This window comes from Kitasatospora atroaurantiaca (assembly GCF_007828955.1).
In the GTDB taxonomy this organism is placed as follows: domain Bacteria; phylum Actinomycetota; class Actinomycetes; order Streptomycetales; family Streptomycetaceae; genus Kitasatospora; species Kitasatospora atroaurantiaca.
On record NZ_VIVR01000001.1, the window covers coordinates 5833303 to 5858260 of the forward strand.

Genomic DNA, 24958 nt, shown 5'->3' on the forward strand with positions numbered 1-24958 from the left:
AAACGGAGCGGAAATCGTCTGATAAGCTTGAAACACGAAAGAACGAAGCGCCCGGAGAGACACGAGAGTGTTTTGAAGGAAGTGTCCGTTCCTTGAGAACTCAACAGCGTGCCAAAAGTCAACGCCAGATATGTTGACATCCCCGGCCTGGACCGTTCGGTCCGGGTTGGAGATTCCTTTTGAAGTAAAAACACAGCGAGGACGCAGTGCGCGGGATCACCCTATTCCGGTGGTTGCCGTGCCGCTCAACGCGAGTGTCTCACCCGATTGCGGGTAAACATTCACGGAGAGTTTGATCCTGGCTCAGGACGAACGCTGGCGGCGTGCTTAACACATGCAAGTCGAACGATGAAGCTCTTCGGAGTGGATTAGTGGCGAACGGGTGAGTAACACGTGGGAAATCTGCCCTGCACTCTGGGACAAGCCTTGGAAACGAGGTCTAATACCGGATATGACCTGCCTCCGCATGGGGGTGGGTGGAAAGCTCCGGCGGTGCAGGATGATCCCGCGGCCTATCAGCTTGTTGGTGGGGTAACGGCCCACCAAGGCGACGACGGGTAGCCGGCCTGAGAGGGCGACCGGCCACACTGGGACTGAGACACGGCCCAGACTCCTACGGGAGGCAGCAGTGGGGAATATTGCACAATGGGCGAAAGCCTGATGCAGCGACGCCGCGTGAGGGATGACGGCCTTCGGGTTGTAAACCTCTTTCAGCAGGGAAGAAGCGCAAGTGACGGTACCTGCAGAAGAAGCACCGGCTAACTACGTGCCAGCAGCCGCGGTAATACGTAGGGTGCGAGCGTTGTCCGGAATTATTGGGCGTAAAGAGCTCGTAGGCGGCCTGTCGCGTCGGATGTGAAAGCCCGGGGCTTAACCCCGGGTCTGCATTCGATACGGGCAGGCTGGAGTGTGGTAGGGGAGATCGGAATTCCTGGTGTAGCGGTGAAATGCGCAGATATCAGGAGGAACACCGGTGGCGAAGGCGGATCTCTGGGCCATTACTGACGCTGAGGAGCGAAAGCGTGGGGAGCGAACAGGATTAGATACCCTGGTAGTCCACGCCGTAAACGTTGGGAACTAGGTGTTGGCGACATTCCACGTCGTCGGTGCCGCAGCTAACGCATTAAGTTCCCCGCCTGGGGAGTACGGCCGCAAGGCTAAAACTCAAAGGAATTGACGGGGGCCCGCACAAGCAGCGGAGCATGTGGCTTAATTCGACGCAACGCGAAGAACCTTACCAAGGCTTGACATATACCGGAAACGGCTAGAGATAGTCGCCCCCTTGTGGTCGGTATACAGGTGGTGCATGGTTGTCGTCAGCTCGTGTCGTGAGATGTTGGGTTAAGTCCCGCAACGAGCGCAACCCTTGTTCTGTGTTGCCAGCATGCCTTTCGGGGTGATGGGGACTCACAGGAGACTGCCGGGGTCAACTCGGAGGAAGGTGGGGACGACGTCAAATCATCATGCCCCTTATGTCTTGGGCTGCACACGTGCTACAATGGTCGGTACAAAGGGCTGCGATGCCGCGAGGCGGAGCGAATCCCAAAAAGCCGGCCTCAGTTCGGATTGGGGTCTGCAACTCGACCCCATGAAGTTGGAGTTGCTAGTAATCGCAGATCAGCATGCTGCGGTGAATACGTTCCCGGGCCTTGTACACACCGCCCGTCACGTCACGAAAGTCGGTAACACCCGAAGCCGGTGGCCTAACCCGTAAGGGGAGGAGCCGTCGAAGGTGGGACCAGCGATTGGGACGAAGTCGTAACAAGGTAGCCGTACCGGAAGGTGCGGCTGGATCACCTCCTTTCTAAGGAGCAATAGCCGGTTGCGAGCGAATGTCTCGCACGGTTGCTCATGGGTGGAACGTTGACTATTCGGCACGCTTGGTTGTGAGTGTGAGTACTGCTTCGGCGTGGAAAGCACATCATCAGTCAGGCGTGTCGGGCACGTTGTTGGGTCCTGAGGGAACGGCCGTATGGTCGTTGCTTCAGAGATGCCGGTCCTACTTGAGATGCGCGTGTGCGTGTTGATGGTGGGTGACTGGTCGTTGTTTGAGAACTGCACAGTGGACGCGAGCATCTGTGGCCAAGTTTTTAAGGGCGCACGGTGGATGCCTTGGCACCAGGAACCGATGAAGGACGTGGGAGGCCACGATAGTCCCCGGGGAGCCGTCAACCAGGCTTTGATCCGGGGGTTTCCGAATGGGGAAACCCGGCAGTCGTCATGGGCTGTCACCCATACCTGAACACATAGGGTATGTGGAGGGAACGCGGGGAAGTGAAACATCTCAGTACCCGCAGGAAGAGAAAACAACCGTGATTCCGGGAGTAGTGGCGAGCGAAACCGGATGAGGCTAAACCGAGATGGTGTGAGACCCGGCAGGGGTTGCCGTTTCGGGGTCGTGGGAGTGAGCTTGATCGGTCTGCCGGCCGGTCGGCGAGTCAGAAACCGTTGGTGTAGTCGAAGGACATGCGAAAGGTCCGGCGTAGAGGGTAAGACCCCCGTAGACGAAACATCAGCGGCTTGCTTGCTCATTTCCCAAGTAGCACGGGGCCCGAGAAATCCCGTGTGAATCTGGCGGGACCACCCGCTAAGCCTAAATATTCCCTGGTGACCGATAGCGGATAGTACCGTGAGGGAATGGTGAAAAGTACCGCGGGAGCGGAGTGAAATAGTACCTGAAACCGTGTGCCTACAAGCCGTGGGAGCGTCGGACATGCAGTTTACTGTGTGTCTCGTGACTGCGTGCCTTTTGAAGAATGAGCCTGCGAGTTTGCGGTGTGTAGCGAGGTTAACCCGTGTGGGGTAGCCGTAGCGAAAGCGAGTCCGAATAGGGCGTCTGAGTTGCATGCCCAAGACCCGAAGCGGAGTGATCTAGCCATGGGCAGGTTGAAGCGCGGGTAAGACCGTGTGGAGGACCGAACCCACCAGGGTTGAAAACCTGGGGGATGACCTGTGGTTAGGGGTGAAAGGCCAATCAAACTCCGTGATAGCTGGTTCTCCCCGAAATGCATTTAGGTGCAGCGTCACGTGTTTCTTGCCGGAGGTAGAGCACTGGATAGGCGATGGGCCTCACCGGGTTACTGACCTTAGCCAAACTCCGAATGCCGGTAAGTGAGAGCGTGGCAGTGAGACTGTGGGGGATAAGCTCCATGGTCGAGAGGGAAACAGCCCAGAACACCGACTAAGGTCCCTAAGCGTGTGCTAAGTGGGAAAGGATGTGGAGTCGCAGAGACAACCAGGAGGTTGGCTTAGAAGCAGCCACCCTTGAAAGAGTGCGTAATAGCTCACTGGTCAAGTGATTCCGCGCCGACAATGTAGCGGGGCTCAAGCACATCACCGAAGTCGTGTCATTGCAGCAATAGGGCCAACGCCTGCTGTGATGGGTAGGGGAGCGTCGTGTGCCGGGTGAAGCAGCGGTGGAAACCAGTTGTGGACGGTACACGAGTGAGAATGCAGGCATGAGTAGCGATACAAGAGTGGGAAACTCTTGCGCCGATTGACCAAGGGTTCCTGGGTCAAGCTGATCTGCCCAGGGTAAGTCGGGACCTAAGGCGAGGCCGACAGGCGTAGTCGATGGACAACGGGTTGATATTCCCGTACCCGCTTTGAAGCGCCAACGCTGAACCAGGTGATGCTAAGGCCGCGAAGCCGGCCCGGAGTCTTCGGACAAAGGGACGTGGTGGAGCCGCCGGACCAAGTCTGCAGTAGGTGAGCGATGGGGTGACGCAGGAAGGTAGTCCAGCCCGGGCGGTGGTTGTCCCGGGGTAAGGGTGTAGGCCGAGTGATAGGCAAATCCGTCACTCATTGAGGCTGAGACCTGATGCCGAGCCGATTGTGGTGAAGTGGATGATCCTATGCTGTCGAGAAAAGCCTCTAGCGAGTTTCATGGCGGCCCGTACCCCAAACCGACTCAGGTGGTCAGGTAGAGAATACCGAGGCGTTCGGGTGAACTATGGTTAAGGAACTCGGCAAAATGCCCCCGTAACTTCGGGAGAAGGGGGGCCGGATCTGGTGAGGGAACTTGCTTCCTGAGCTGGGGCCGGCCGCAGAGACCAGCGAGAAGCGACTGTTTACTAAAAACACAGGTCCGTGCGAAGCCGTAAGGCGATGTATACGGACTGACGCCTGCCCGGTGCTGGAACGTTAAGGGGACCGGTTAGTCCGATTTCGGTCGGGCGAAGCTGAGAACTTAAGCGCCAGTAAACGGCGGTGGTAACTATAACCATCCTAAGGTAGCGAAATTCCTTGTCGGGTAAGTTCCGACCTGCACGAATGGCGTAACGACTTCTCGACTGTCTCAACCATAGGCCCGGTGAAATTGCATTACGAGTAAAGATGCTCGTTTCGCGCAGCAGGACGGAAAGACCCCGGGACCTTTACTATAGCTTGATATTGGTGTTCGGTTCGGCTTGTGTAGGATAGGTGGGAGACTTTGAAACCCAAACGCCAGTTTGGGTGGAGTCGTCGTTGAAATACCACTCTGGTCGTGCTGGATGTCTAACCTGGGTCCGTGATCCGGATCAGGGACAGTGTCTGGTGGGTAGTTTAACTGGGGCGGTTGCCTCCTAAAGAGTAACGGAGGCGCCCAAAGGTTCCCTCAGCCTGGTTGGCAATCAGGTGTTGAGTGTAAGTGCACAAGGGAGCTTGACTGTGAGACCGACGGGTCGAGCAGGTGCGAAAGCAGGGACTAGTGATCCGGCGGTGGCTTGTGGAAGCGCCGTCGCTCAACGGATAAAAGGTACCCCGGGGATAACAGGCTGATCTTCCCCAAGAGTCCATATCGACGGGATGGTTTGGCACCTCGATGTCGGCTCGTCGCATCCTGGGGCTGGAGTAGGTCCCAAGGGTTGGGCTGTTCGCCCATTAAAGCGGTACGCGAGCTGGGTTTAGAACGTCGTGAGACAGTTCGGTCCCTATCCGCTGTGCGCGTAGGAGTGTTGAGAAGGGCTGTCCCTAGTACGAGAGGACCGGGACGGACGAACCTCTGGTGTGCCAGTTGTCCTGCCAAGGGCATGGCTGGTTGGCTACGTTCGGGAGGGATAACCGCTGAAAGCATCTAAGCGGGAAGCCTGCTTCGAGATGAGCACTCCCACCTCCTTGAGAGGGTAAGGCTCCCAGTAGACGACTGGGTTGATAGGCCGGATGTGGAAGCCCTGTAAGGGGTGGAGCTGACCGGTACTAATAGGCCGAGGGCTTGTCCTCAGACGCTCGCGTTCACTGTGTGGTTCCCGGGTAGCGAACAGCTATCGCCGGCGAATCGAAGAAACACTTATCAACTAAAAAGTGTGTTTCGCTGAATACCCGATAGGGTTTCGGTGGTCATAGCACGAGGGAAACGCCCGGTTACATTCCGAACCCGGAAGCTAAGCCTCGTAGCGCCGATGGTACTGCAGGGGGGACCCTGTGGGAGAGTAGGACGCCGCCGAACAATTATTCAAGGCCGTGGCCCCAGCGATTCGCTGGGGCCACGGCCTTTTTGTTTTCCCGGACTTGAGCAGACAGCCGGCCACGACCTCTCCGCCCCGACGCGGTACGAGGTCCGATGCCGGACAATGGAGATGGTGTGTGGCCACGCGGGCCAGCACCCACCGCGCCGGGCGATGGTGTCGCCCCGGACGAGCGGTAGAGATGAAGCAGCAGAAGGAGCCACCACGATGTCGAACCCTCCCCAGGACCGTCCCGAGCGCCGATCGGACGACGGCCGCGGCAACGAGCCCCGGTCGCGTGGGGGTTGGTCGAACGACCGTGGTCCGCGTCGGGACGACCGTTCCGACCGTGGCGGCTACCGCCGTGACGACCGCCCGTCCGGTGGCGGCGGCTATGGCAACCGCGACGACCGTCCGCGCCGTGACGACCGCCCCTCGGGCGGCGGCACCGGCGGTGGCTACGGCAACCGTGACGACCGCGGCGGCTACCGTCGCGATGATCGGCCGTCGGGCGGTGGCTTCCGCCGCGATGACCGTCCCTCCGGCGGTGGTGGCTACGGCTCCCGTGACGACCGTCCGCGCCGCGACGACCGCCCCTCCGGCGGCGGTGGCTACGGCTCCCGTGACGACCGGCCGTCCGGTGGCGGTGGCTACGGCAACCGCGATGACCGTCCGCGCCGTGATGACCGCCCCTCGGGCGGCGGTGGCTTCCGCCGTGACGACCGTCCCTCCGGCGGCTTCCGCGACGACCGTGGTGGCTTCCGCCGCGATGACCGCCCCTCTGGCGGTGGCTACGGTTCCCGTGACGACCGTCCGCGCCGTGACGACCGTCCGTCGGGCGGATTCACCCGTGACGACCGTGGCGGCTTCCGTCGCGATGACCGCCCTTCCGGCGGTGGCTTCCGCCGCGACGACCGGCCGTCCGGTGGCGGTGCCTACGGCTCCCGTGACGACCGTCCGCGCCGTGATGACCGCCCCTCCGGCGGCGGTGGCTTCCGCCGCGACGACCGCCCCTCGGGCGGCTTCCGTCGCGATGACCGTCCTTCGGGCGGTGGCTTCCGCCGTGACGACCGGCCGTCCGGTGGCGGTGGCTACGGCTCCCGTGACGACCGTCCGCGCCGTGATGACCGTCCCTCCGGCGGCGGTGGCTTCCGCCGCGACGACCGCCCCTCCGGCGGCTTCCGTGACGACCGTCCGCGGCGCGACGACCGTCCCTCCGGTGGTGGTGGCTACGGCTCCCGTGACGACCGTCCGCGCCGCGACGACCGCCCCTCCGGCGGTTTCCGTGACGACCGTGGCGGCTACCGTCGCGACGACCGCCCCTCGGGCGGCGGCGGCTTCCGCCGTGACGACCGCCCCTCCGGCGGCGGTGGCTACGGCACCCGTGACGACCGTGGCGGCTACCGCCGCGACGACCGCCCCTCCGGCGGTGGCTTCCGACGTGACGACCGGGGTGCCGGCCGGCCGTACGAGGGTGGTGGCCGCGGTGGGCGCTTCGAGGGGCGTCGCGACGACCGCCGGGACGACCGGCGCGATGACCGTCGGGACTACGACGACCGCCGCGGCAACTACGAGCCCGTTCACCGTCTCCCGATCCCGGAGGACGTCACCGGCTTCGAGCTGGACGCCGATGTCCGCCAGGACCTGAAGAGCCTGCCCAAGACCCTTGCCGACGACGTGGCGCGCAACCTGGTGATGGTCGCCCGGCTGCTCGACACCGAGCCGGAGGAGGCGTACAACTACTCCCGCGTCGCCCTGCGACTGGCGTCCCGGGTGGCCTCCGTCCGTGAGGCGGCCGGCTTCGCCTCGTACGTGACGGGCCGTTACTCGGAGGCGCTGACCGAGTTCCGCGCATCCCGCCGGATGACCGGCCGCGCCGACCTCTGGCCGGTGATGGCCGACTGCGAGCGCGGTCTCGGCCGTCCGGAGCGGGCCCTGGCGATGGCCGGCGAGCCCGAGGTGAAGCAGCTGGACAAGGCCGGCCAGGTCGAGATGCGCCTGGTCGCGGCGGGTGCCCGCAGCGACATGGAGCAGTTCGACGCGGCTGTCGTCACGCTGCAGAGCCCGGAGCTCGGGTCCAGCGCGATCCACCCGTGGACGGCGCGCCTGCGCTACGCGTACGCCGAGGCGCTCATCGCGGCCGGGCGGGCCGACGAAGCCCGTGACTGGTTCGCGAAGGCGGCCGAGGCCGACACCGATGGTGCGACCAACGCCTCCGAGCGGCTGGCCGAGATCGACGGCCTGGAGTTCGTGGACGCCCTCGACCCGGAGCTGGACGAGGACGAGCAGGACGAGCAGGACGCGGCGCCCGTCAAGGCCCGGTCCGGCAAGGTCGCGGTCGACGACGCCGGCGACGACCGCGTGATCTACGAGGACGAGGAAGACGTCGAGGAGTACTACGACGAGGACGACCTCGAGATCGACGAGGAGTACGAGGACGCCGACAAGCGTCCGGAGAACGACCAGCGCTGACGTAAGCCCTGCGCGCGTCAGCTGAGACGGAGGCCCTGCCGGTACGTGATCCACGTACCGGCAGGGCCTCCGTCGTTTCTCAGCCCAGTTCGAGGCTGCGCAGCACCAGCCCGGTGGCCGGCTTGGGGCCGAAGGACGTGGACTTCCGGGGCATGGTGACGCCCTGCTCCGCGAGCCGCCGCACCACGCTCTCCCTGACCGGGTGCAGCAGCACCGCCGTGCCGCCGCTCCGCGCGGCCTCGCGCTCGGCGGCCCCGGCGGCGTGCAGGTAGCCGATGTCGTCCGGGCTGTCCGGGACGCGCCAGGTGTGATCGAGCAGGGTGGCGTGCAGGACGGTGGCGTCCAGGTGGCGCCACTCCTCGGGCCTGCCGCTCGGCACGGTGGCCGCCAGCAGGGCCTCGTCCGGCTCGCTGAGCAGCCAGAAGACGCCCTCGCCGCCGGTCAGCAGGAACGCGTTGCCCACGTGTCGCTTCGCCTCGGCGAGGGCCTGCAGGGCGGTCTCCAGCGGGCCCGGCACCTCCTTGACCCGCCACTGGTCGCCGAGCTCGGCCAGCGCCTCGGCGACCGGGAGGCGGTACAGCACCCGGTGAATGGCCCTCACCCGCAGCGGGTAGCGGGCCGTGTCGACCAGCAGCACCAGACCGCGGTCCCAGGGGCTGCGCGGCAGGTGGCGGTGTTCGCGCTGGAGGCGCAGGTACATCTCCCAGCGGTGGTGCCCGTCGGCGATCAGGGCCCGGCAGGTGGCCAGGTCGCGCGTGACCTCGGCCAGCTCGGCGGGGTCGGTGACGGCCCACAGCCGGTGGTCGGTGCCGTCGCTGGTGGTCGTGGTGAGCAGCGGCTCGCCCTGCACTGCGCGCTCGATCACCCCGGCCGCGCCGCCGTTGCCCCGGTAGGTGAGAAGCAGCGGCTCCAGATTGGCCCTGGTGGTGCGCATCAGGCCGACCCGGTCGGCCACCGGGCGCGGCATCACGTCCTCGTGCGGCAGCACCACACCGGCCTCCCGGCCGCTGACCGCCAGGGCACCGATCAGGCCGCGCTGCAGCAGCTCGCCCTCCGGCCCGTCCTCGTGGACGCGCTGCTCGTACACGTACAGCGCAGGCTCGGGATCGGCGGCGAGGACACCCTGACGCTGCCAGTCGGCCAGCAGCCGGGCGGCGTGCCGGTACCGGGTGTCACGGTCGGGCCGGTCGCCGCTGTCGTCGGGCTCGGGTCTCGGGAGGATCAGGCGCACGATGTTGTACGGGTCGGCCGTCTCCAGGTCTAGGCGCCGGTTCGGGTCGACCACGTCGTACGGGGGCGAGGTGACCGCTGCCAGGGTGCCGACCCGGTCGGGGACGTATCGCAGGCCGCGGAACGGGGACAGGGACAGCCCTGCGGTGGCGACATGCCCGGGGTCTCCGGGGCCGCCTGCCGGAGACTCCGGTCCGCTTTCTGCACTGGGTGTGCTCATTCTGGGCATGGTAATCGGGTGTGCGTTGTTCAGTGATCACAGCGCTCGGTCCCGGGGCCGGATCGGGCCGTGGTGCGGGGAGCGAGGTTCGGGATGAGTGACGGGCAGGAGCGCGTGAACGGCGGCGGCGTCGGTGGTGAGGGCGGCGGGGTCGTTCCTGCGCAGAACGGGTCGGGTGCGCCTGAGGGTGGCGTCTACGACTGGTTCCGGCGGGGCAGCAAGCTGCTGGAGCAGGGGCACCCGGCGGCGGCCGAGCAGTTGCTGGCCCGGGCCGCCGAGGCGGAGCCGCACTCGCGGAGCATCCGGGAGACGCTGGCGAGAGCCCAGTTCGACGCGGGGCTCTATGCGGCGGCGCTGGAGAACTTCCGGGCGGTGGCGCTGGCCGATCCGGCGGACGACTACGCTCAGTTCGGGTGGGGCGTCGCGGCGGCGCGGCTGGGCGACTTCGAGACATCGGCGGAGCACCTGGCGCTGGCCGTCGCCATGCGGCCGGAGTCCGAGCACTACCGGGCCGCGCTGCGCCAGACCAGGGCGACGCTGGCGGCCCGGGCCGGGGCGTTCGGGCCGCTGCTGCCCGGTGCGCCGGGCTATTCGGCGCCGCCGACGGGTCAGGACGAGACCCGGTAGGGCCGCCACCCAGTAGCGCCGGCCTCCGGTGGAGCCGGCACCGACCGACGAGCAGGACGAGGTAGAGCACGCATGACGGACACGGCAGTCGGCCAGGCACGGACCGCACCCGGGGGCTCCGACCGCCCGCTGACCGAGGCGTACGACACGGCGCTGCTCGACCTCGACGGGGTGGTGTACGCCGGGCCGCACGCGATCGTGCACGCCGTGGAGTCGCTGGCTTCCGCGCGCGAGGCGGGGATGCGGCTGGCGTACGTCACCAACAACGCCTCGCGCCCGCCCCGGATGGTGGCGGAGCACCTGACCGAGCTGGGCGTGCCCGCCGAGGCGGCCGACGTGATCAACTCCGCCCAGGCGGCGGCCCGGCTGGTCGCGGAGAAGGTGCCGGCCGGGTCGAAGGTGCTGGTGGTGGGCGGGGCCGGGCTGGTGGAGGCGCTGGCCGAGCGTGGTCTGGTGGCGGTGCGCTCACTGGACGAGGAGCCTGTCGCGGTCGTCCAGGGCTACGACCCGACGGTCGGCTGGCAGCATCTCGCCGAGGCCTCGTATGCGGTCGCGCGCGGGCTGCCGTGGGTGGCCTCGAACACGGATCTGACGGTGCCCACCGCGCGCGGCATCGCGCCCGGCAACGGGACGCTGGTGGCGGCCGTCCGGACGGCGACCGGGGCCGAGCCCGAGGTCGCGGGCAAGCCGCTGCCTCCGATGCACCGGGAGACGGTCATCCGTACGGGGGCGAAGCGGCCGCTGGTGGTCGGCGACCGCCTGGACACGGACATCGAAGGTGCCTACAACGGCGGTGTGGACAGCCTCCTGGTCTTCACCGGCGTCACCACTCCCGCCCAGCTGCTGGCGGCGCCGGCGGAGCACCGGCCGACGTACCTGGCGGCGGACCTGCGCGGGCTGCTGGTCGGTCAGCCGGTCGTTGAGACGCTGGGTGGCGGCCGGTACGGCTGCGGCGGGTTCGAGGCTGGGCTGGACGGCGGCGTGCTGCGGCTGGACGGGGCCGGGGAGGACCCGTACGACGGGCTGCGCGCGCTGTGTGCGGCGGCGTGGACCGCGGTAGACGCCGACGGCGTCGTGCCGGACGGACGGAAGGCGCTCGCCGAGCTGGGGCTGTAACGGCCGAGGCCGGGCCGGGGCTGCCGGGCCGGGCTCAGAGCAGGGTGCGCAGGCGGAGGAGGTCGCGGAAGCCGGCCTCCAGCTTGACCCGGCCCGCGGCCCAGGCGGAGGCGAAGTTGAGCTGACCGCCCACCAGTGAGACCAGGTCGTCGCTGGCCATGGCGAGGCGGATCTCGGCCTTGGCGGGCGGCGGGCCCGGTGTCTCGACGACGTCGGTGATCCGGCCGTCGCGCAGTCGGCCGGAGAAGGTCAGATCGAGGTCGGTGATCCAGCAGGTGAGCGAGCGGTCGAGGGCGGCGGCCTTGCGGACGTCGCCGTTGGAACCGGCCAGGTTCCGGCTGAGCTGCTCGAGTGCTTCGCGGCAGTTCTCGGTGCTGGCCATGGCTGCTGGTCTCCCGTCCGGTGCTTTTCCCGCCCACGCTATCGCAGCCGTCCGTCACAGCCGGACGGACGGCAACGGCAGCGCCGCAAGGGCGGTAGAGGGTAGCGTCGTGACCGGGCGGGCCCGATATGTCCGGGCGCGCCCGAGGACGGCCCGGTGACGGTGCGGGGCGCGGAGACGTCGAGGCACGGAGGAGGCACGCGGATGCTACGGGATGCGGTGCGGGGCGTTGCGGTGGTTGCCGCCGAGCTCGCGGAGGAGACCGGCAAGCGGGTCGTGGGCGCGGCGACCGGTCTGCTGGAGCGCAGCGGGGTCGATGTGGCGGCGATCGAGCGGACGGTGGGGCAGCAGTTCCCGCCCTCGGCCAAGTCGCTGCAGACGCTGGCGGAGGAGGCGGTGACGGCGGGCCGGGCCGGGCTGGACCTGGCGGTCGGGGTGATGCGCAGTGAGGTCGAGGCGGTCTTCGAGCGGGTCGGCGACCAGGTGGTGAAGGTCGGCGTGGTGCTCGGCTATCTGGAGAGCAAGCTGCGGGAGGTCGAGGAGCCCGCCGCGCGCCCGGAGCCGCGGGCGGACGGCCTCTTCGACGCCGGCTGGGAGGACGGGGACCGCGCCGGCAGGTCGGTGGTGTCCGAGCGGGTCGAGGTCGAGGTGGAGGAACCCGCCCCGGCGAAGAAGGCCACGGCGAAGAAGGCCACCGCGAAGAAGAGCACCACGGAGAAGCCGGCGGCCAGGAAGGCGACGACGAAGAAGACGGCCCCGACGAAGGCCGCGGCGAAGAAGACGACAGTGAAGACAGCCGCGAAGAAGGCCACCGCCAAGAAGGCGGCTCCGGCCAAGAAGGCGGCGGCAGGCAGGAAGTCCGCTCCCCGGAAGGGCAGCGATGACTGAGCCGACCCCCACCGGCCACCCGGCCGTGGACGCCGCCCTGGCCCGGCTCGAGGAGCTGGACGGGGCGGAGACCGGTGTGCACGTCGCCGTGTACGAAGATGTACACCAGCGGCTCGCGGACACCCTCGCCGCCCTCGACGATCAGTAGCTGATCAGTAGCTGTAGCAGTAGGAGCTGAAGCACCAGTGGCAGTGGCACGACGCCGACTCGACGCGGAGCTGGTCCGCCGCAAGCTGGCCCGTTCGCGTGAGCACGCGAGCGAGCTGATCGCGGCCGGCCGGGTGACCGTCGGCGGCACCACCGCGACCAAGCCCGCGACCCAGGTGGAGACCGCGGCCGCCGTGGTGGTGGCCAAGGACGAGAACGACCCGGATTACGTCTCCCGCGGCGGCCACAAGCTGGCCGGTGCGTTCGCGGCCTTCGTGCCGCAGGGGCTGGTCGTCGAGGGGCGGCGGGCGCTGGACGCGGGCGCGTCCACCGGCGGCTTCACGGACGTACTGCTGCGCGCGGGCGCCGCGCACGTGCTGGCGGTGGACGTCGGCTACGGCCAGCTCGCATGGTCGCTGCAGAGCGACGACCGGGTCACCGTGATGGACCGGACCAACGTCCGGGAGCTCACCCTGGAGCTGATCGGCGGGGCGCCCGTCGACCTGGTGGTGGGGGACCTGTCGTTCATCTCGCTGGGCCTGGTGCTGCCGGCTCTCGCGGGCTGCTGCGCCGAGGACGCGGACCTGGTGATGATGGTCAAGCCGCAGTTCGAGATCGGCAAGGAGCGGCTGGGCAGCGGCGGGGTGGTGCGCAGCCCGCAGCTGCGGGCCGAGATGGTCCGGCAGGTGGCCGGTCAGGCGTGGGCGCTCGGCCTGGGCGTACGGGCGGTCACCGCCAGCCCGCTGCCGGGGCCGTCCGGCAACGTCGAGTACTTCCTCTGGCTGCGCCGGGACGCCCCGCAGCTCGACCCGGCCGAGGCGGACCGAGCTGTCGCCGAGGGCCCCCGATAAGGTGCTTGGCAGACGTCCGACCGTCGGGCTGAGCGGCGGCCGGACCGGGTCTGCCCTCACAAGGGGCCGGCCCGGCAGGCGTAGGGAGAGGGCAGCATGAGCGAGGAACGTACGGTCTTCCTGGTCGCACACACCGGTCGCGAGGCCGCGCTGCGAAGCGTGGAGGGGTTGGTGCAGGGCCTGCTGAAGGCAGGGATCAGGATTCGGCTGCTCGCCGCCGAGGCGGTCGACCTCGACCTGCCGGACGGGGTCGAGCGGGTGGCCGGCGGTGAGGGCGCCGCGGACGGTTGCGAGCTGATCCTGGTCGCGGGCGGGGACGGGACGCTGCTGCGCGGTGCGGAGCTGGCCAGGGACCACGGGCTGCCGATGCTCGGCATCAACCTCGGTCGGGTCGGGTTCCTCGCCGAGGCCGAGCGGGACGATCTCGCGGTGGTGGTGGAACGCGTGGTCGAGGCCGACTACGAGGTCGAGGAGCGGATGACCCTCGATGTGCTGGTGCGGACCAACGGCGATGTGGTGCACGAGGACTGGGCGCTGAACGAGGCGTCGATCGAGAAGGCCTCGCGGGAGCGGATGCTGGAGGTCGTGACCGAGGTGGACGGCCGTCCGGTCTCCAACTTCGGCTGCGACGGCGTGGTCTGTGCGACACCGACCGGTTCGACCGCGTACGCGTTCTCGGGGGGCGGTCCGGTGGTGTGGCCGGAGGTGGAGGCGCTGCTGATGGTGCCGATCAGTGCTCACGCGCTGTTCGCCCGGCCGTTGGTGACCTCGCCCAACTCCGTACTGGCGGTGGAGGTTCAGCCGAAGACGCCGCACGGCATCCTGTGGTGCGACGGGCGGCGATCGGTCGAACTCCCGGCCGGGGCACGGGTGGAGGTCCGTCGGGGGAAGACCCCGGTTCGGCTGGCGCGGCTGCACCGGGCGCCGTTCACGGACCGGCTGGTCGCCAAGTTCGCTCTGCCGGTGACCGGTTGGCGCGGGCGCTCGGGCGGATGCTGAGCCAGGGGTCCTGCCGAAACTTCGGGGCCTGCTGCAACAGGAGGGGAACGGATGGGCGGGACGGTCACGGCGGTCAGCCGGAGCGGTGAGCACGACTTCAGCAAGCCGAACGAGCCGAGTGTGCGGCTGCTGGCGGGCCTGGGGGTGGAGGGGGACGCGCACCTGGGGGTGACCGTCCAGCACCGCTCGCGGGTGGCGCAGGACCCGACACAGCCGAACCTGCGTCAGGTGCACCTGATCCATGCGGAGCTGCACGAGGAGCTGGCCATGGCCGGGTACCCGGTCGAGCCCGGCGAGTTGGGCGAGAACATCACCACGCGGGGCGTCGACCTGCTCGCCCTGCCGCGCGGTACGCGGCTGCACCTCGGCGAGCGGGCGGTGGTCGAGGTGACCGGGCTGCGCAACCCCTGCCTGCAGATCGACGGCTTCCGGGACGGCCTGCTGAAGCAGGTGGTCGGGCGGGACGAGCAGGGCAACGTGGTCCGCAAGGCGGGGATCATGGGCATCGTTCTGGAGGGCGGCGAGGTGCGGCCCGGGGACGGGATCGCGGTGGAGCTTCCGGAGGGCCCGTTCGAGGCGCTGGAGCGCGTCTGAGGTCCCTGGCGGGGTACGTGGGCGGCCGGCGGCGTCAGACCGCCAGGGGTGGAGTCCCGTCGGCCGCCGTCCAGCGCCTGGTGGCGGCCGGCTCGGCGGCTGCGGCCAGCCGGGCGACGGCTGCCGGGGCGCCGGGCGCCGGGACGGTCAGCGGGATCCGGATGTGGTGCTCGAAGGCGCCGTCCACGCCGAAGCGCGAGCCGGCCGCGATCCGTACGCCGAGCCGTTCGCCGGCCTGGGCCAGGGCGGCGCCGGAGATCCCGTCCGTGGCGACCCAGAAGGCCAGGCCGCCCGAGGGGTAGGCGAATTGCCAGCGGGGGAGCTGCTCGCGGAGCGCCGCCGCCAGCGCCTCGGCGCTGGCTCGCAGCCGTTCCTGCTGCTGGGCGCGGACCTCGGCGAAGTGTTCGGTGAGCAGGGTGGCGGCGATCAGCTGGTCGAGGACGGGCGTGCCGACATCGGTGTAGATCCGGTCGGTGGCCAACTGCCGTACCAGGCCCGGGGTCCCGCGCAGCCAGCCGATCCGCAGGCCGCCCCAGAGGATCTTGCTGGCCGAGCCGATGGTGATCACCTGGGCGGCGCGGTCCAGCGCGGCGGTCGGGCGGGGGAGTTCCTCGGGCCGTACGCCCCAGCCGAGTTCGGCGGGCGTCTCGTCCACCAGGACGGTCGTCCCGGCGGCGCGGGCGGCGGCGAGCAGCTCGCGGCGCTGCTCCTCGTCGATGAGCGCGCCGGTCGGGTTCTGGAAGTCCGGGATCACGAAGGCGAGTCTCGGGGCGGCGCCGCGCAGGACGCGCTGCCACTCGGCGACGTCCCAGCGCGGCAGCGCGGTGGGCCCGCCGGGCCAGGCGTGCGGGACGGGGACCAGGCGGGCGCCGCCGCGGCGCAGCGACTGCAGCGTGTGCGCGTAGCTGGGCGCCTCCACCGCAACCCGGTCGCCGCGCCCGAGCAGGGCCCGCCGGGCCAGGTGCAGCGCGCCCATGGCGCCGGTGGTGACCAGGATCTGGTCGGGCGTCGTCGGCAGCCCGCGCTCGGTGTACCGCTGGGCGATCGCCTCCCGCAGCACCGGTACGCCGGTGGGGAAGTGGCCGTGCCCGGCGGCGTACGCGGGCAGCTGCTCGACGGCCCGGGCGGCCGCCTGGCCGAGGTGGGGCTGCGGCGCGGGCAGTGCGGCCACGCCCAGGTCGAGCATGGACTCGCTCTCGTCGGGCGGGACGGGGTGCAGGGCGTCGCTGGGCGGGCGGCTGCCCTCGGGCAGGGCGGTCCAGCTGCCGGAGCCGCGGCGGCTGCGCAGGTAGCCCTCGGTGCGCAGGGTCTCGTACGCGGTGGCGACCGTCGTCCGGCTCAGGGACAGCGCCTGGGCGAGCTCCCGTTCGGCGGGCAGCCGGGCGCCGACCGGCAGCCGGCCCTCGGAGACCAGCAGCCTGACCTGGCTTGCCAGGGTCCGGTACGCGGGCCGGTGCCGGGCCGGCTCGGGGAGCCGCGCGCTGGTCAGCAGGCGGGCCAGCGCGGGCGGGGTCACGGTGCTCTGCCACTCGGTCACGGCTGCCACCCTCACGCGATCAGTCCACTTGGCGTGGATTGGACCTGGATCCGGTCCGGTTGGACCGCCCATCATGGCAGCGCGGCCGCCGGGGCCGCCACACCCACCGCAAGGAGCCCCGATGGCCGCCGCCTCGACCTCGCCGACCACCGCCTCGACCGAGGCCGCCGGCACCGCCGCCACCGCGACCACCGCCTCGCCGCGAGCCCCCCGGTTGGGTGACCGGCTCGGCCGCCGCCTCCCGCAACTGCTGCTCGGCCTCGTCCTGTACGGCTCCAGCATGGCGCTGATGATGCGCGCCGCCCTCGGCGTCAACCCGTGGGACGTGCTCCACCAGGGCCTGCAGCGCCACCTCGGCCTGAGTATGGGCGCCTGGGTCACCATCACCGGCGCCTGCGTCCTGCTGCTCTGGATCCCGCTGCGGCAGCGCCCCGGCATCGGCACGCTCGGCAACGTGCTGATCCTCGGCGCGGCCATGGACCTCACCCTCGGCATGGTGGCCACCCCGGACGGCTGGGCCGCCAGGATCGCGCTGCTGGCCGCCGGCATCGTGCTCAACGGCCTCGCCACCGGGCTCTACATCGGCGCCCGGCTCGGCCCCGGCCCGCGCGACGGGCTGATGACCGGCCTGCACCGGCGCACCGGCCGCTCGCTGCGCCTGATCCGTACCGGTATTGAGGTCACCGTGCTGCTGCTCGGCATCCTGCTCGGCGGCACCGCGGGGGTCGGTACCGTCGCCTACGCGCTCGCCATCGGCCCGCTGGCACAGTTCTTCCTCCGCTGGTGCACCGTGCCCCAGAGCGTGCTGCAGCCCGTCCCGCAGCCGGTGGCCGGATCCGCACAGGAGTCCCGGAAGGGATGAACTTGGGCACCCGAGGCCTGGGCTCGTCGCGCGTTGGGGGTGGAACCTCGTAAGGTCGTCTCCGTGTTGGACGAGATGCGGATACGGGATCTGGGCGTCATCGACGACGCGGTGGTCGAACTGGCGCCGGGCTTCACAGCCGTCACCGGCGAGACCGGCGCGGGCAAGACCATGGTGGTGACCAGCCTCGGCCTGTTGCTCGGCGGCCGCGCCGACCCCGGGCTGGTGCGCAGGGGAGCCGGCCGGGCCGTCGTCGAGGGCCGCCTCGGCCTGCCCGCCGGCTCGCCTGCGGCGGCGCGCGCCCTGGAGGCCGGCGCCGAACTGGACGACGGCGCGCTGCTGATCAGCCGGACGGTCTCCGCCGAGGGCCGCTCCCGAGCCCACGTCGGCGGACGCGCCGTCCCGGTGGGCCTGCTCGCCGAGCTCGGCGAGGACCTGATCGCCGTGCACGGCCAGACCGACCAGCAGCGCCTGCTGCGACCCTCCCGCCAGCGCGGCGCCCTGGACCGCTACGCGGGCGAGGCCGTCGCCGGGCCGCTGGCCCGCTACCGCGAGGTCTACCGCCGTCTGCGCGAGGTCTCCGCGACGCTCGAGGAGCTCACCACCCGGGCCCGCGAGCGCGCCCAGGAGGCGGACCTGCTCCGCTTCGGCCTGGACGAGGTCGCCGCCGCCGAGCCGGTGGCCGGCGAGGACGTCGAACTCGCCGCCGAGGCCGAGCGCCTCGGCCACGCCGACGCCCTCTCCTCCGCCGCCACCCTGGCCCACGGCGCACTGGCCGGAGACCCGGCCGACCCCGACTCCCTGGACGCCGGCACCCTGCTCGCCCAGGCCCGCCGCGCCCTGGACGGCGTCCGCCACCACGACGAGCGGCTGGCCGCCCTGGCCGACCGCCTCAACGAGGTCGGCTACCTGCTCGCCGACGTCGCCGGGGACCTGGCGGGTTACGCCGACGACCTGGACGCGGACCCCGTACGCCTGGCGGCCGTCGAGGACCGGCGGGCGGTCCTCGCCCAGCTGCTGCGCAAGTACGGCGGCGCGGAGAACACGCTCGCCGAGGTCCTGCAGTGGGCCGAGACGAGTGCGAGCAGACTTGCCGAACTCGACGGCGACGACGAGCGGATCGACGAGCTCGGCGCCCAGGAGACGGCTCTGCGCACCGAGTTGGCCGAGCTGGCCGCCGAGGTCTCGGTCGCCCGGCGGGCCGCGGCCGGCCGCTTCGCCGAGGCCGTCTCCGCCGAACTCGCCGAACTCGCCATGCCGCACGCCCGGGTGAGCTTCGACATCACCTGGCTCGACGATCTGGCCGGCATCGAGATCGACGGCCGGACCGTCTCCTACGGCGCGCACGGCGTGGACGAGGTCGAGGTACTGCTCGCCCCGCACCCCGGTGCCGCGCCGCGCCCGATCGCCAAGGGCGCCTCGGGTGGTGAGCTCTCCCGGGTGATGCTCGCCGTCGAGGTGGTCTTCGCCGGTGCCGACCCCGTGCCGACGTACCTCTTCGACGAGGTGGACGCCGGCGTCGGCGGCAAGGCCGCGGTCGAGATCGGCCGCCGCCTCGCCAAACTGGCCGAGACCGCGCAGGTGGTGGTGGTGACCCACCTCCCGCAGGTCGCGGCCTTCGCCGACCGGCACCTGGTGGTCGAGAAGACCCACGACGGCACGGTGACCCGAAGCGGCGTCAAGGTGCTGACCGACGAGGAGCGGGTCCGCGAGCTCTCCCGGATGCTGGCGGGCCTCGAGGACTCCGAGCTGGGCCGCGCCCACGCCGAGGAGCTCCTCGCCGCGGCCCGCGCACCGCGCGCCCGCTGACCCGCCGTCCGCAGGTGATCCGGGCCGGGGGCCCCGTGCAACCGGCCCGGGACCGACCTGCGATCCTCACCCGGGACGGGCGCCGCGACGCGCCCGCCCGTGGCGCCGACTGTCCAAGACCCCGCCCGACCTGGCATGGTGGCGGCTGGACACTGGCATACCAGTCCCGAGTGCCGCTCGCGGGCCGCGCTCCTTGCCTGCCGACCCGGCAGGAGGGGCCCAACGCGACGGTGTGAGTTCGTGATCGAGTCGGAGCGAGACGACGTGGACCATTTCGCCACCCGGGCCACTGCGGCAGCCCCCGAACGGGGTCAGCTGCACGTGGCGCTCGTCCTGGCCGCCAGCACCGGCGGCATCGGTGCGCATGTGCGTTCCCTCGCCCAGGGCCTGGTGGCGCACGGCGTCGGTGTGACGGTCTGCGCGCCCGCCGGGACGGACTCCCTGTTCGGCTTCTCCGGTACCGGCGCCAGGTTCCACCTGGTCGACATCACTCCGACGGCCGGCGCCCGCAGCGACGCGGCGGCCATCGGCGAGCTGCGCCGCGCCTTCACCGGCGCGGACGTGGTCCATGCGCACGGCCTGCGGGCCGGGCTGCTCTCCGACCTGGCGCTGCGCACCGCCGGCCGCTTTCCCGGGCTGCGGCCCGAGACCCCGCTGGTGGTGACCTTCCATCACGCGATGCTGGCCACCGGCATGGAGCGCCGGCTGCAGCGGCTGATGGAGCGCCGGGTGGCCCGCGCCGCCGACCTGGTGCTCGGCGCCTCCTCGGACCTGGTCGCCCGGGCCCGCGAGCTGGGAGCCACCGACGCCCGGCTGGGCCCGGTGGCCGCTCCGCCGATGCCGCCCGGCGGTCTCGACCGGGAGGCTGCCCGCGCCGAGCTGCTCGGTGACCACCGGGACCGGCCCGTGGTCCTGGCCATCGGGCGGCTCGTCCAGCAGAAGTCCTTCGGCCTGCTGCTCGACGCGGCCCGGGACTTCGGGGACCGGGACCCGCTGGTCCTGATCGCCGGCGAGGGCCCGGAGGAACAGGACCTGCGCGAGCGGATCGCCGCCGAGAAGCTGCCCGTCGAGCTGCTCGGCTACCGCACCGATGTGCCCGAGCTGCTCGCCGCAGCCGACGTGGTGGTGGTCAGCAGCCGGTGGGAGGCGCGGTCGCTGGTCGTCCAGGAGGCGATGCGGGTGGGCGTGCCGGTGGTCTCCACGGCCGTCGGCGGCGTGCCGGAGCTGGTGGGCGAGGCCGCGGTGCTGGTGCCGTACGGCGACGCGCGTGCTCTGGCGGCGGCCGTGCGGGGGCTGCTCGCCGATCCGGGGCGCCGTGCGGAGTTGGCCGAGGCCGGCCGGCTGCAGGCACAGACCTGGCCGGACGAGGCGGCGACCGTGGCGCAGGTGCTCAGCACGTACGACGAGCTGGTCCAGCGGGGCTGACCTCCGGTCGGGGGCGCGAGCCAGGACGTCTCTTCGGGGGGCGCGAGCCCGAGCGCTTTTCAGGGGCGCGGGGAACTGCGCGGGGCGGAAGCTGCGGCGCCGTCACTTCCGGTCTCGCGCAGTTCCCCGCGCCCCTGGTTGGTTGGCCCGAAGCCAGGGATCGGGGTCACATCATGGCTTGCTCGGCGCGTTCGGCTGCCGGGCCCGCGGGCTGGGCGGAGAGGTAGGCCCCGCCACAGGCGGTCAGGCGGAGGGCGGTGTCGATCAGCGGCACGTGGCTGAAGGCCTGCGGGAAGTTGCCGACCTGGCGCTTGGCGCGCGGGTCCCACTCCTCCGCGAGCAGGCCGACGTCGTTGCGCAGTGCCAGCAGCTTCTCGAAGAGCTCGCGCGCCTCCTGCACCCGTCCGATCATCGCCAGGTCGTCCGCGAGCCAGAACGAGCAGGCGAGGAACGCCCCTTCGTGCCCGCTCAGCCCGTCCACGTTCTCGCCCTGCTGGTCGTGGGTCGGGTACCGCAGCACGAAGCCGTCCTCGGTGGAGAGCTCACGCTGGATCGCCTCGATCGTGCCGATGACCCGCTTGTCGTCCGGCGGCAGGAAGCCGACCTGCGGGATCAGGAGCAGCGAGGCGTCCAGCTCCTTGCTGCCGTAGTACTGGGTGAAGGTGTTGCGGTCGGCGTCGTAGCCCTTCTCGCAGACGTCGGCGTGGATCCTGTCCCGCAGGTCCTTCCAGCGCTCCAGCGGGCCCTCGGCCGGGGACTGCTCGATCAGCTTGATGGTGCGGTCGACGGCGACCCAGGCCATCACCTTGGAGTGCACGAAGTGCCGGCGCGGCCCGCGCACCTCCCAGATGCCCTCGTCGGGGGCGGTCCAGTGCTCCTCCAGGTAGCTGATCAGCTTGAGCTGGAGGTGGTGGGCGTGGTCGTTGCGGACCAGGCCGGTCATGTGGGCCAGGTGCAGGGCCTCGACCACCTCGCCGTAGACGTCGAGCTGGAGCTGCCCGGCGGCGCCGTTGCCGATACGGACGGGCTGCGAGCCCTCGTACCCGGGCAGCCAGTCCAGCGCCGACTCGGTGAGCTCGCGCTCGCCCGCGATGCCGTACATGATCTGCAGGTTCTCCGGGTCCCCGGCGACCGCCCGCAGCAGCCACTCGCGCCAGGCGCGGGCCTCGTCCCGGTAGCCGGTGCGCAGCAGGGAGGACAGGGTGATCGCGGCGTCGCGGAGCCAGGTGTAGCGGTAGTCCCAGTTGCGCTCGCCGCCGATGTCCTCGGGCAGCGAGGTGGTGGGCGCGGCGACGATTCCGCCGGTCGGCGCGTAGGTGAGGCCCTTGAGGGTGATCAGCGAGCGGACCACGGGCTCGCGGTACGGGCCCTGGTAGGTGCACTGGGCGACCCAGTCGAGCCAGAACTGCTCGGTGCCCTCCAGCATGGCCTCGGCGTCCGGCGCACTGGGCGCGGGCAGGTGGGAGGCCTGCCAGGTGAGCGCGAAGGCGATCCGGTCGCCGGCGTTGACCGTGAAGTCGGCGTACGTGGTGAGGTGGTGCCCGTACGTCTCGGCCTCGCCGTCCAGCCAGACCGAGTCGGGCCCGGCGACGGCGGCGGTGCGGTGGGTGCCGTCGGGCTGCTCGACGCGGTGCACCCAGGGCACGATCCGGCCGTAGCTGAACCGCATCCGCAGCGCGGAGCGCATCCGGACGGAGCCTTCGACACCCTCTACGATCCGGATCATCTGGGGCACGGAATCCACCCCGGTGAGCGGGCGGGGCGGCATGAAGTCGATTACCCGGACGGTGCCGCCCTGCGCGTCCCACTCCTGCTCCAGGATCAGCGAGTCACCCCGGTAGCGCCGCCGGTCGGCGGGCACGGCGGGGGCGGAGGCGGTCGGCGGGATCACCCGAAGCTCACTCGGATCGGTGAATACGGAGCGCGGCAGGGGTTCCGGGCTCTCGGGCGCGACGGAGACCGGTTCGGCGGGGCCGATCCGCCAGAATCCGTGTTCATCGGTCCCCAGCAGCCCGGCGAAGACGGCCGGCGAGTCGAATCGGGGCAGGCACAGCCAGTCGACCGCCCCGTCCCTGCTGACCAGGGCAGCGGTCTGCATGTCCCCGATGAGTGCGTAGTCCTCGATACGGCCGGCCACGTGGGTCTCCAGTTCGAAATATGTGCTCGGCGACGTCCGACGGCTGGGAGTACGCGGTCTGCGGGCCGGAGTGTCCAGGGGGCTGCTCCCGAGGTCCGCCGGTGTCTGCGGGGGCTCGTGGGGAGCCTGGCGGGGCTCTGGTGGGCCCCTGGCCTGAACGGGGTCAACTGGTACGGGAGGTGTCCGGTCGCGCATCGGGGACCGAGGGGTGTCGCCCTGACCCCCTCGCCCTCCGCGTGCTCTGCTGTCGGCGATGCGTCCGTGCAGGATACGTCGGTCGAATGGGGTGGAGCACGTGGAGAGCGCCCCTTCTGGCCGCAGTCACACCAAATGAATCCAAAGTGGTCCGAGTGGAGCATCCCGGATCATCCGTCCGAACCATCCGGAAGTGATCCTTCCGGGCCCCCGGGTGTCACTCGGACGGGCGCGGCGCGCCGGGTCGGAACGCGTCCGGTGCAGCTCACTGATACCCTGGTATCCCGTGGACTGGTGGGCTCAGGAGCGCCTCAGGCCCCTCCACCGACGTCACTTTCGACACGCGACCCACGGGAGCCCCCTCTTGGCACAGCCCCATTCCGGCAAGGCAGCGATCGGCCGCGCCGTGACGACCAAGCACCTCTTCGTCACCGGGGGTGTCGCCTCTTCGCTCGGCAAGGGCCTCACCGCCTCCAGCCTCGGCGCCCTGCTCAAGGCCCGTGGTCTGCGCGTGACGATGCAGAAGCTCGACCCGTACCTCAACGTGGACCCGGGCACCATGAACCCGTTCCAGCACGGTGAGGTCTTCGTCACCGACGACGGCGCCGAGACCGACCTGGACGTCGGCCACTACGAGCGCTTCCTCGACACCAACCTGCACGGCTCGGCGAACGTCACCACCGGCCAGGTGTACTCGACGGTCATCGCCAAGGAGCGCCGCGGCGAGTACCTGGGCGACACCGTCCAGGTCATCCCGCACATCACCAACGAGATCAAGTCCCGGATCCGCCGGATGGCGACCGAGGACGTCGACGTCGTCATCACCGAGGTCGGCGGCACCGTCGGCGACATCGAGTCGCTGCCGTTCCTGGAGGCCGTCCGCCAGGTCCGCCACGAGGTCGGCCGGGACAACGTCTTCTTCGTGCACGTCTCCCTGCTGCCGTACATCGGCCCCTCGGGCGAGCTGAAGACCAAGCCGACCCAGCACTCGGTGGCCGCGCTGCGCAACATCGGCATCCAGCCGGACGCCATCGTGCTGCGTGCCGACCGCGAGGTCCCGCAGGCCATCAAGCGCAAGATCTCGCTGATGTGCGACGTGGACGAGGAGGCCGTGGTCGCGGCCATCGACGCCAAGTCGATCTACGACATCCCCAAGGTGCTGCACGGCGAGGGCCTGGACGCGTACGTCGTGCGCCGCCTGGACCTGCCGTTCCGCGACGTCGACTGGACCACCTGGGACGACCTGCTGCGCCGCGTCCACGAGCCGCAGCACATCGTCAAGGTCGCCCTGGTCGGCAAGTACATCGACCTGCCGGACGCCTACCTGTCGGTGACCGAGGCGCTGCGCGCGGGCGGCTTCGCCAACAACGCGCGGGTCGAGATCAAGTGGGTCACCAGTGACGACTGCCTGACGCCCGAGGGCGCGCAGGAGCAGCTCGGCGATGTGGACGCGATCTGCATCCCCGGCGGCTTCGGCGACCGCGGTGTGGACGGCAAGGTCGCGGCCATCACCTACGGCCGCGAGAACAGGATCCCGCTGCTGGGCCTGTGTCTGGGTCTGCAGTGCGTGGTCATCGAGGCGGCTCGCAACCTGGCCGACCTGCCCGAGGCCAACTCGACCGAGTTCGACGCGGCCGCCAAGTACCCGGTGATCTCCACCATGGCCGAGCAGCTGGCGATCGTGGACGGCAAGGGCGACCTGGGCGGCACCATGCGCCTGGGCCTCTACCCGGCCAAGCTGGCCGAGGGCTCGATCGTCCGCGAGGTCTACGGCGGCGAGCAGTACGTCGAGGAGCGCCACCGCCACCGCTACGAGGTCAACAACGCGTACCGCGCGGACCTGGAGAAGACCGGCCTGCAGTTCTCGGGCCTGTCCCCGAAGGGTGACCTGGTCGAGTACGTCGAGTACCCGCGCGAGGTGCACCCCTACCTGGTCGCCACCCAGGCGCACCCGGAGCTGAAGTCCCGGCCGACCCGTCCGCACCCGCTGTTCGCGGGCCTGGTGGCTGCCGCCATCAAGATCAAGACCGACCAGTAAGAA

16 protein-coding genes, 3 rRNA genes and 1 pseudogene are annotated in these 24958 nt (G+C 70.0%); 16 read left to right on the plus strand and 4 right to left on the minus strand.

Annotated features, from left to right (window positions below; all coding sequences use genetic code 11):
* The first annotated feature begins 280 nt into the window (after positions 1-280).
* The 5 genes and pseudogenes from FB465_RS26340 (at position 281) to FB465_RS26355 (ending at position 7898) form a co-directional block, all read left to right on the plus strand.
* Positions 281-1804 (plus strand): 16S ribosomal RNA (locus FB465_RS26340).
* Positions 1805-2080: 276 nt separating this feature from the next.
* Positions 2081-5202 (plus strand): 23S ribosomal RNA (locus FB465_RS26345).
* A 109-nt stretch (positions 5203-5311) separates the two neighbouring features.
* Positions 5312-5428 (plus strand): 5S ribosomal RNA (rrf, locus tag FB465_RS26350).
* Together the 16S, 23S and 5S rRNA genes form the textbook arrangement of a ribosomal RNA operon.
* A 436-nt stretch (positions 5429-5864) precedes the next feature.
* Positions 5865-6503: pseudogene (locus FB465_RS37990) on the plus strand (tetratricopeptide repeat protein); the annotation flags it as partial.
* 618 nt (positions 6504-7121) lie between these two features.
* Entirely contained in the window at positions 7122-7898 is a 777-nt protein-coding gene (locus tag FB465_RS26355; protein ID WP_246193330.1) for a tetratricopeptide repeat protein, read from the plus strand.
* A 79-nt stretch (positions 7899-7977) separates the two neighbouring features.
* Here FB465_RS26355 and FB465_RS26360 read toward each other — a convergent pair whose 3' ends face one another.
* Positions 7978-9348, minus strand: a complete 1371-nt coding sequence (locus FB465_RS26360) for a DUF1015 family protein (RefSeq protein ID WP_145794422.1) — start codon at positions 9346-9348, stop codon at positions 7978-7980.
* 93 nt (positions 9349-9441) lie between these two features.
* Here FB465_RS26360 and FB465_RS26365 point away from each other — a divergent pair, with 93 nt between their 5' ends.
* Together FB465_RS26365 and FB465_RS26370 are read left to right on the plus strand one after the other, a co-directional pair.
* The gene (locus tag FB465_RS26365) at positions 9442-9975 is read left to right on the plus strand and encodes a tetratricopeptide repeat protein (RefSeq protein WP_145794424.1); all 534 of its coding nucleotides are present in this window, start codon (positions 9442-9444) and stop codon (positions 9973-9975) included.
* 72 nt (positions 9976-10047) lie between these two features.
* Positions 10048-11091 carry an HAD-IIA family hydrolase gene (locus tag FB465_RS26370; protein ID WP_145794426.1) on the plus strand — a complete coding sequence of 348 codons (1044 nt, stop codon included), beginning with the start codon at positions 10048-10050 and terminating at the stop codon, positions 11089-11091.
* 34 nt (positions 11092-11125) lie between these two features.
* Here FB465_RS26370 and FB465_RS26375 read toward each other — a convergent pair whose 3' ends face one another.
* Complete coding sequence (locus tag FB465_RS26375) at positions 11126-11473, minus strand: sterol-binding protein (RefSeq protein ID WP_145794428.1); 348 nt, start codon at positions 11471-11473, stop codon at positions 11126-11128.
* Between the two features lie 204 nt (positions 11474-11677).
* Between FB465_RS26375 and FB465_RS36380 the strand changes: the two genes are divergently transcribed.
* The 5 genes from FB465_RS36380 to FB465_RS26395 all read left to right on the plus strand — a co-directional run bounded on the left by FB465_RS36380 (position 11678) and on the right by FB465_RS26395 (position 14952).
* Positions 11678-12361, plus strand: a complete 684-nt coding sequence (locus FB465_RS36380) for a hypothetical protein (protein ID WP_211785857.1) — start codon at positions 11678-11680, stop codon at positions 12359-12361.
* Complete coding sequence (locus tag FB465_RS36010; protein ID WP_170290692.1) at positions 12354-12509, plus strand: hypothetical protein; 156 nt, start codon at positions 12354-12356, stop codon at positions 12507-12509. The genes FB465_RS36380 and FB465_RS36010 overlap by 8 nt, the downstream gene beginning before the upstream one ends.
* A gap of 43 nt (positions 12510-12552) precedes the next feature.
* Positions 12553-13359: a TlyA family RNA methyltransferase gene (locus FB465_RS26385; protein ID WP_145797610.1), complete on the plus strand. Its 807-nt coding sequence runs from the start codon at positions 12553-12555 to the stop codon at positions 13357-13359.
* Positions 13360-13455: 96 nt separating this feature from the next.
* The gene (locus FB465_RS26390; protein ID WP_145794429.1) at positions 13456-14358 is read left to right on the plus strand and encodes an NAD kinase; all 903 of its coding nucleotides are present in this window, start codon (positions 13456-13458) and stop codon (positions 14356-14358) included.
* A gap of 51 nt (positions 14359-14409) precedes the next feature.
* The gene (locus FB465_RS26395) at positions 14410-14952 is read left to right on the plus strand and encodes an MOSC domain-containing protein (protein ID WP_145794431.1); all 543 of its coding nucleotides are present in this window, start codon (positions 14410-14412) and stop codon (positions 14950-14952) included.
* Positions 14953-14986: 34 nt separating this feature from the next.
* Here the strand turns inward: FB465_RS26395 and yczR are convergent, their stop codons facing one another.
* Complete coding sequence (yczR, locus tag FB465_RS26400) at positions 14987-16489, minus strand: MocR-like transcription factor YczR (RefSeq protein ID WP_246192846.1); 1503 nt, start codon at positions 16487-16489, stop codon at positions 14987-14989.
* 121 nt (positions 16490-16610) lie between these two features.
* Between yczR and yczE the strand changes: the two genes are divergently transcribed.
* The 3 genes from yczE (at position 16611) to FB465_RS26415 (ending at position 20585) form a co-directional block, all read left to right on the plus strand.
* Entirely contained in the window at positions 16611-17351 is a 741-nt protein-coding gene (gene yczE / locus FB465_RS26405; RefSeq protein WP_211785858.1) for a membrane protein YczE, read from the plus strand.
* A 75-nt stretch (positions 17352-17426) separates the two neighbouring features.
* On the plus strand, positions 17427-19160 hold the full coding sequence (recN, locus tag FB465_RS26410; protein WP_145797611.1) for a DNA repair protein RecN: 1734 nt from the start codon (positions 17427-17429) through the stop codon (positions 19158-19160).
* A 264-nt stretch (positions 19161-19424) separates the two neighbouring features.
* Positions 19425-20585, plus strand: a complete 1161-nt coding sequence (locus FB465_RS26415) for a glycosyltransferase family 4 protein (RefSeq protein WP_145797612.1) — start codon at positions 19425-19427, stop codon at positions 20583-20585.
* A gap of 166 nt (positions 20586-20751) precedes the next feature.
* Here FB465_RS26415 and FB465_RS26420 read toward each other — a convergent pair whose 3' ends face one another.
* Entirely contained in the window at positions 20752-22722 is a 1971-nt protein-coding gene (locus tag FB465_RS26420) for a glycoside hydrolase family 15 protein (RefSeq protein ID WP_145794435.1), read from the minus strand.
* Positions 22723-23281: 559 nt separating this feature from the next.
* On the opposite strand from FB465_RS26420, the gene FB465_RS26425 reads away from it, so the two are divergent.
* Complete coding sequence (locus FB465_RS26425) at positions 23282-24955, plus strand: CTP synthase (protein ID WP_281292361.1); 1674 nt, start codon at positions 23282-23284, stop codon at positions 24953-24955.
* Positions 24956-24958: the final 3 nt, after the last annotated feature.

What these genes read in the sequence shown, in the direction of transcription:
- FB465_RS26355 (WP_246193330.1), top strand. Translation starts at nt 7,122, where the DNA reads ATGGTCGCCCGGCTGCTCGACACCGAGCCGGAGGAGGCGTACAACTAC.
- FB465_RS26360 (WP_145794422.1), bottom strand. Translation starts at nt 9,348, where the DNA reads ATGAGCACACCCAGTGCAGAAAGCGGACCGGAGTCTCCGGCAGGCGGC.
- FB465_RS26365 (WP_145794424.1), top strand. Translation starts at nt 9,442, where the DNA reads ATGAGTGACGGGCAGGAGCGCGTGAACGGCGGCGGCGTCGGTGGTGAG.
- FB465_RS26370 (WP_145794426.1), top strand. Translation starts at nt 10,048, where the DNA reads ATGACGGACACGGCAGTCGGCCAGGCACGGACCGCACCCGGGGGCTCC.
- FB465_RS26375 (WP_145794428.1), bottom strand. Translation starts at nt 11,473, where the DNA reads ATGGCCAGCACCGAGAACTGCCGCGAAGCACTCGAGCAGCTCAGCCGG.
- FB465_RS36380 (WP_211785857.1), top strand. Translation starts at nt 11,678, where the DNA reads ATGCTACGGGATGCGGTGCGGGGCGTTGCGGTGGTTGCCGCCGAGCTC.
- FB465_RS36010 (WP_170290692.1), top strand. Translation starts at nt 12,354, where the DNA reads ATGACTGAGCCGACCCCCACCGGCCACCCGGCCGTGGACGCCGCCCTG.
- FB465_RS26390 (WP_145794429.1), top strand. Translation starts at nt 13,456, where the DNA reads ATGAGCGAGGAACGTACGGTCTTCCTGGTCGCACACACCGGTCGCGAG.
- FB465_RS26395 (WP_145794431.1), top strand. Translation starts at nt 14,410, where the DNA reads ATGGGCGGGACGGTCACGGCGGTCAGCCGGAGCGGTGAGCACGACTTC.
- yczE (WP_211785858.1), top strand. Translation starts at nt 16,611, where the DNA reads ATGGCCGCCGCCTCGACCTCGCCGACCACCGCCTCGACCGAGGCCGCC.
- recN (WP_145797611.1), top strand. Translation starts at nt 17,427, where the DNA reads ATGCGGATACGGGATCTGGGCGTCATCGACGACGCGGTGGTCGAACTG.